Source organism: Streptomyces sp. MS191 (assembly GCF_008042125.1).
Taxonomy (GTDB): domain Bacteria; phylum Actinomycetota; class Actinomycetes; order Streptomycetales; family Streptomycetaceae; genus Streptomyces.
Genome location: NZ_RDBI01000214.1, coordinates 1 through 4,890, shown reverse-complemented (window position 1 = coordinate 4,890; position 4,890 = coordinate 1). Strand labels below are relative to the sequence as shown.

Genomic DNA, 4,890 nt, shown 5'->3' with positions numbered 1-4,890 from the left:
CTGCTGCACGGTGACGCCTGTCCGGGGGCGGCCGCCGTGCCGGACGACGCCGACCCGGCGGACGTCGATCCGGGAATGTGCGCCGAGGTGTACGCCCATGAGGTCGTACCCGGCACCACGCGCCTCTACCTGAGGTCCACGTTCGAATCCGGCCGGACCCCGCCCCCCGGGGTGCCCACGACCGCGCCGTAGGGGCGTGCGTTCTCCGGGAGCGCATCGCCGTACTCGCACACCGCACTCCCGCCGGACTCGCGCGTCTCCCGCCCGTTGTCCATGCGCCCGCCCTCACGCCCCGGGTCGTCGGGCCCCGGCAGCGGTGCGGGGTTCGAGCCGCCGCTGCCGAGGTCGTAGTGCTTGACCGAGCTGCTGCCGGACATGTCGAATTCCTGCGCCAGACCGGTCGTGTGCAGTCGTGCCATCTGTCCGTCGGGAATGCCCACGCCGAAGATGTCGACGCCCTTGTTCTCGTCCCAGTTGTACCGATCCCATGCGTTCGCCTGGTAGTCGAGTGCGACCTGAGGCCGACCCTGGGCATCGGGTACGACGGTGACGACACCGGTGACGTTGGCCCGGGTGGAGCCGACGGCGTAGAACCAGTTCTGGTCGTTCTCCTTGGTGAAGGAGTAGTCCCGCGTGTTCGACGTCTCCACGGGAATGGCCACGGGCCTGCCCCCGTTCGCCTGGAACTCGGCGAGTGCCTGCTCCCGCCACGCGTCCTGGTGCGTCCTGATGTGGTCGTCGATGTGCCGCCTGAAGCCCTCGTCGTCCGCCATCATCTTGTCGACCGGCAGATTCATGTGCTCGCCATTGTCGTCCAGGTAGTGGTCCATGTTGCGGGCCGCGTCGACCAGGCCGCCGGCGTCGGCGCCCTCCGCTATCCCCCGCATCTTGGCCCGGGTGGACCACTCCTCGAAGCCCGGTTCCTCCACGTCGTAAGGGCCGGAGCCCTTGTCCGGCGCAATTCGCCGAACCGTGGGGTCCAGGAGTCCGGCGGCCAGCAGCCCGCCCTGCTGTTCCCGCCACAACTCCGCCCTCGCCTCCGGACTCAGCGAGCGCCAGAGCCTGCGGAGCTCGTCACGCTGCTTCTCGTTCGCCTCCTTGCCGAGCGAGGCGAGTCGGGTGGCGCGCGGCAGCTGGTCCTCGTCGAGCGACGTGTACGTGGCGTGACCTGCGTTGCGCGGATCGCCCCCGTGGCCGGCCTTCAGGGCACGGGTGGCGGCGGCGTCGACCTCAGTCGCGTGCGCGACCAACCCGGTGACGGTGTCCGCGTACCAGCGCATCAGGTCCTTGGTCCGCTGCGTCGTACCCTCGGGGGTGCACATCGCCTCCATGACCCGGACGGTGCCGTCGCCGGCGTCCGTGATGAGCAGTGCCGGATCCTTGTCGGTGCCCGCCGCCGCGTCCTCCGCAAGGGCCTTGGCCCGCTTCTGGATACTCGCCAGTTCGCTGTGCGCGTCCTGGAGCACCGCGTGGATGCTCGTCGCCTCTGCCCGCAGGTCCGAGAACTCTTTGGCTGCGCTGCGTACGAAATCCCTCGTGACGTCGGCGTTGACGCCCTTCCACCGCGCACTCTCGGACTTCCTCAGCAGACCGTCCCGGGCGTTGGTCTCCAGCTTGGCCAGCTCGCCGGCCATGGTCCGCCAGTCGCCGACGGCGGTGCCGAGTCCGCCGAGATCCATGTCCAGGAGATCGGTGTAAGTGAATGCCACGACCTGCCCCTCCCTCAACGAACGTGCTTGGTGATCTCGGAAACCGAGACCGGGGTGCCGTTGCGATGACGCAGCGAGTCCTCGATGCGCTTGTCGTTCGCGGCGTACGACTTCTTCGAGTAGTCCAGGTGGTTCGAGATGTGGGCGCACATCTGAAGGACCGTCTTCACCTGCGCGTCCCAGACGGTGAGCGTGGTGAACAGCTCACCCCCCGTCGTCAGGTGCCGGGACGTCAGCTCCTGCGCGGCGCGCGCCGTCGAGCCCGCGCCCTTCGTGTCCTGTCCGGCGCCGGCGATGTCGGCTTTCCTGCGCAGCAGATCGTGCAGCAGGTAGGCCTCGTGGCCCACGGCACCCAGGTCGTCCTGGGTCACGATCAGATCCTTGCCGCTGTCTCCGGAACCCCCTTCCGGTCCGGCCGTGTTGAGCCGCATACCGGCCAACTGCCGCTCCCGGGAAGCGGCCACCGCCGCCACCCATTCCTGGTCGAACACCATGGTCTCCCCCGTCCGATGCCGATCACGTCAACCGACCCATCGTAATCATTTTCGATCGCGAAGTGTCTGTTCGTTTTTTGGGCGCGCCGTTCCCTCGCACGCCACGCAGTCGCCGGCCGCGAACCCCCGGCACCACCCCCACCTCCGTACAGGCCACGGAGACTTGGCCGGGCGGTACGCACGGCCGGCGCACCGCCCCTCACCCCGCCACTCGCCGGGTCCACGCCGGGGCGGGTGGGGTCGTGGGGCGGTGCTCGGGCAAAGGTTCGCCTGGTGGAGCGGGTCGGAGGCGGGTGGCTCCGGGGCCCCTGTGCGGCACGTGGCGCAAAGAGAGCGCCCGGGGACGCCGTTCGGGGAACGCGTCCGGTCAGCGGGTCCTCGTCCCCGTTGCCGTGGTGCACACTTGCTGCCTGGTACAGCGCTCACGGGGAAGGCGGCGGCCGCATGCTGACGGGGATCGAGGAGGTCGACTGGGCGTCGTTGGGCCATGCGTACGGACCCGCCGACGACGTACCGGAGTTGCTGCGCGGACTCGCCTCCGCCGACCCGGCGGAACGGGAGCTCGCCCTCGACGGCATGTACGGCTCCGTGCACCACCAGGGCGACGTGTACGACTCGACCCTCGCCTGCATCCCCTTCCTCCTCGAACTCGTCGCGGACCCGGAGATCCAAGACCGGGGCGCCATCGTGGAGTTGCTGACCAGCATCGGCGGGATCGATCTCGGCGGCGACGACGAGCTCGACGAACTCGACCCGGAGGACGAGGACTTCCCTCCGGCGGCGAACTACGCGATGGCGGCCGCCGCCGTCGCCGCCGGGGCCGACGTGTTCCTCGGCCTGGCCGGTGACCCGGATCCCGAGGTGCGGCTGGCCGCGCCGTGCGCGCTCGCCTCGCTGCACCCCGAACCGGGGCGCGTGCTGAACCTGCTGCGGGAGCGGCTCACCGTCGAACGCGACACCGAGGTGCGGCTGGCCCTGGTGGAGGGGGTCGGCCGGCTCGCGCGACGGCACGAGTCGCTGCGCGCCGAGACCGTCGACTGGCTCGGCTGGCTCGCCCGCGCCGCCCAGGCCCCCGGCCTGCGGCTGGCGGCCCTCGCACAGCTGGCCCGGTGCGCGCCGGCCGAGGTTCCGGACGACGTCGTGGAGCGGGTGACGGAGCTGCTCGAAGAGGTGCGGACCGCACCGTACGAGCCGCCCGTCCGCCCCGACGACTCCTGGCCGCCGGTCCCCTCGCTGGCAGGCCAGATCAGCGACTTCCTGGGCGAGCAGGCGGCCGACCGCTCGACCCCGTGGGCCGACGAGCTGCTCCGCACGCTGCACATCGCCCTCGACGACCGGGTCGAGGACCGGATCGCGCTGATCGTGGCCCAGCTGCGCAGTCCGGACCCGGGCCGGCGGGCGGACGCGGTCTGGCAGTGCGGTGGACTGATACGGATGTGGCGCGGGCGGTACGAGGAGGTCGTGCGGCTCGTCGGGTTGCAGCTCGCCGACCCCGACCCACGGCTGCGCGAGGCGGCCGCCGCCTTCCTGGAGCGGCTCTTCGAACTGACCGCCCCGGCGACCGACGCGCTGGCGACCCGGCTCGCCGCCGCTCCCCCGCGCCCGCCGGCCGGGGGGCCCGCGGCGCGCACGGACCGCTGCGGCGCGCTGCTCGCCCTCGCCCGCTCCGGCGACGCCCGCGCGGTCCCGCTGCTCGCCCGCGCGCTCCAGGGGCCAGGGATCCGGCACGAGCTGCTGTACGCGATCGACGCGCTCGGGCCCGCGGCGGTGCCGCTCGCCCCCGCGCTGCGGCGGCGGCTGGCCGCCGTCGACCTCGACGACCGGCTCTACGACCACGCGGCGCCGCTGCTCCACGCGCTGACCGCGATCCGCGCCGTCCAGGCCCTGCCCGAGGTGCTGCGGGTGCTGCGCGGGGCGCCGCCGAACCGGCGTGACTGGGTACAGGCGGCGGCGCTCAGGGCCGTCGCGGCCTTCGGCCCGGCGGCGCGGGAGGCGGCCCCGGACCTGGTCCACGACCTGCGGTCGCTGATGGCCGGCGGCTCGGCGGCGGTCGCCACGAAGGCCGCGCTCGCGCTGTGGTCGGTGGAGGGCGACGCCGGGACCGTACTGCCGTCCCTGGAGGAGTGGCTGCGGCCGGGCGTGTCGGACCCGGACCGGTGTGCCGCGGCCGGCGCGCTGGGCGCGATCGGCCCGGCGGCGGTCGGCGGCGCGGCCGCACTGCGCCCGGGCCTCACGGCGCGGGACCTGTGGGTGCGGGTGGCCTGCGCGACGGCCCTGTGGCGGGTGGCCGGGGACGCGGACGCGTCCCTTCCGGTGCTGCTCGCGGCGTGGGCGGAGAACCGCCACGCACGCGTGGGGATCGCCGAGTGCCTGGCGGAGATGGGCCCCGCGGCGGCGGAGGCGGAGACCGTGATCCGTGCGGAGCTGGCCGAGGTCCGCCGCCACAACGCACGTGAGACGGGCTCCGGCAGCCATGACGTCCACGAGGACGAGAAACTCCTCGCCTTCTGCCGGGCCGCGCTCGCCCGCATCGAACGCGACCGGTGGCGCCCGAGCCCGTGACGTGACGCGCGTGGACCCGGCCCCAGCGGGGCCGCACGAGGACCAGCACCTCCCCCGCGGCCACAAATAGACAAAAAGGACTTCCCTACGAATAAGGTCTACGGGAGCACCGCCCGCCCGGTGCC

3 protein-coding genes are annotated in these 4,890 nt (G+C 72.7%); 1 reads left to right on the top strand and 2 read right to left on the bottom strand.

What is annotated here, in order from left to right; all coding sequences use genetic code 11:
* Positions 1 to 125: 125 nt before the first annotated feature.
* Entirely contained in the window at positions 126 to 1,709 is a 1,584-nt protein-coding gene (locus tag EAO71_RS36635) for a hypothetical protein (RefSeq protein WP_261992530.1), read from the bottom strand.
* Between the two features lie 14 nt (positions 1,710 to 1,723).
* Positions 1,724 to 2,203: a hypothetical protein gene (locus EAO71_RS36630; protein ID WP_147982106.1), complete on the bottom strand. Its 480-nt coding sequence runs from the start codon at positions 2,201 to 2,203 to the stop codon at positions 1,724 to 1,726.
* 444 nt (positions 2,204 to 2,647) lie between these two features.
* Here EAO71_RS36630 and EAO71_RS36625 point away from each other — a divergent pair, with 444 nt between their 5' ends.
* A complete protein-coding gene (locus tag EAO71_RS36625) occupies positions 2,648 to 4,765 on the top strand; it encodes a PBS lyase (protein ID WP_147982105.1) in 2,118 nt (705 codons plus the stop codon).
* Positions 4,766 to 4,890 lie beyond the last annotated feature (125 nt).

Coding starts and splice junctions, on each gene's coding strand:
- EAO71_RS36625 (WP_147982105.1), top strand. CDS start 2,648: ATGCTGACGGGGATCGAGGAGGTCGACTGGGCGTCGTTGGGCCATGCG.
- EAO71_RS36630 (WP_147982106.1), bottom strand. CDS start 2,203: ATGGTGTTCGACCAGGAATGGGTGGCGGCGGTGGCCGCTTCCCGGGAG.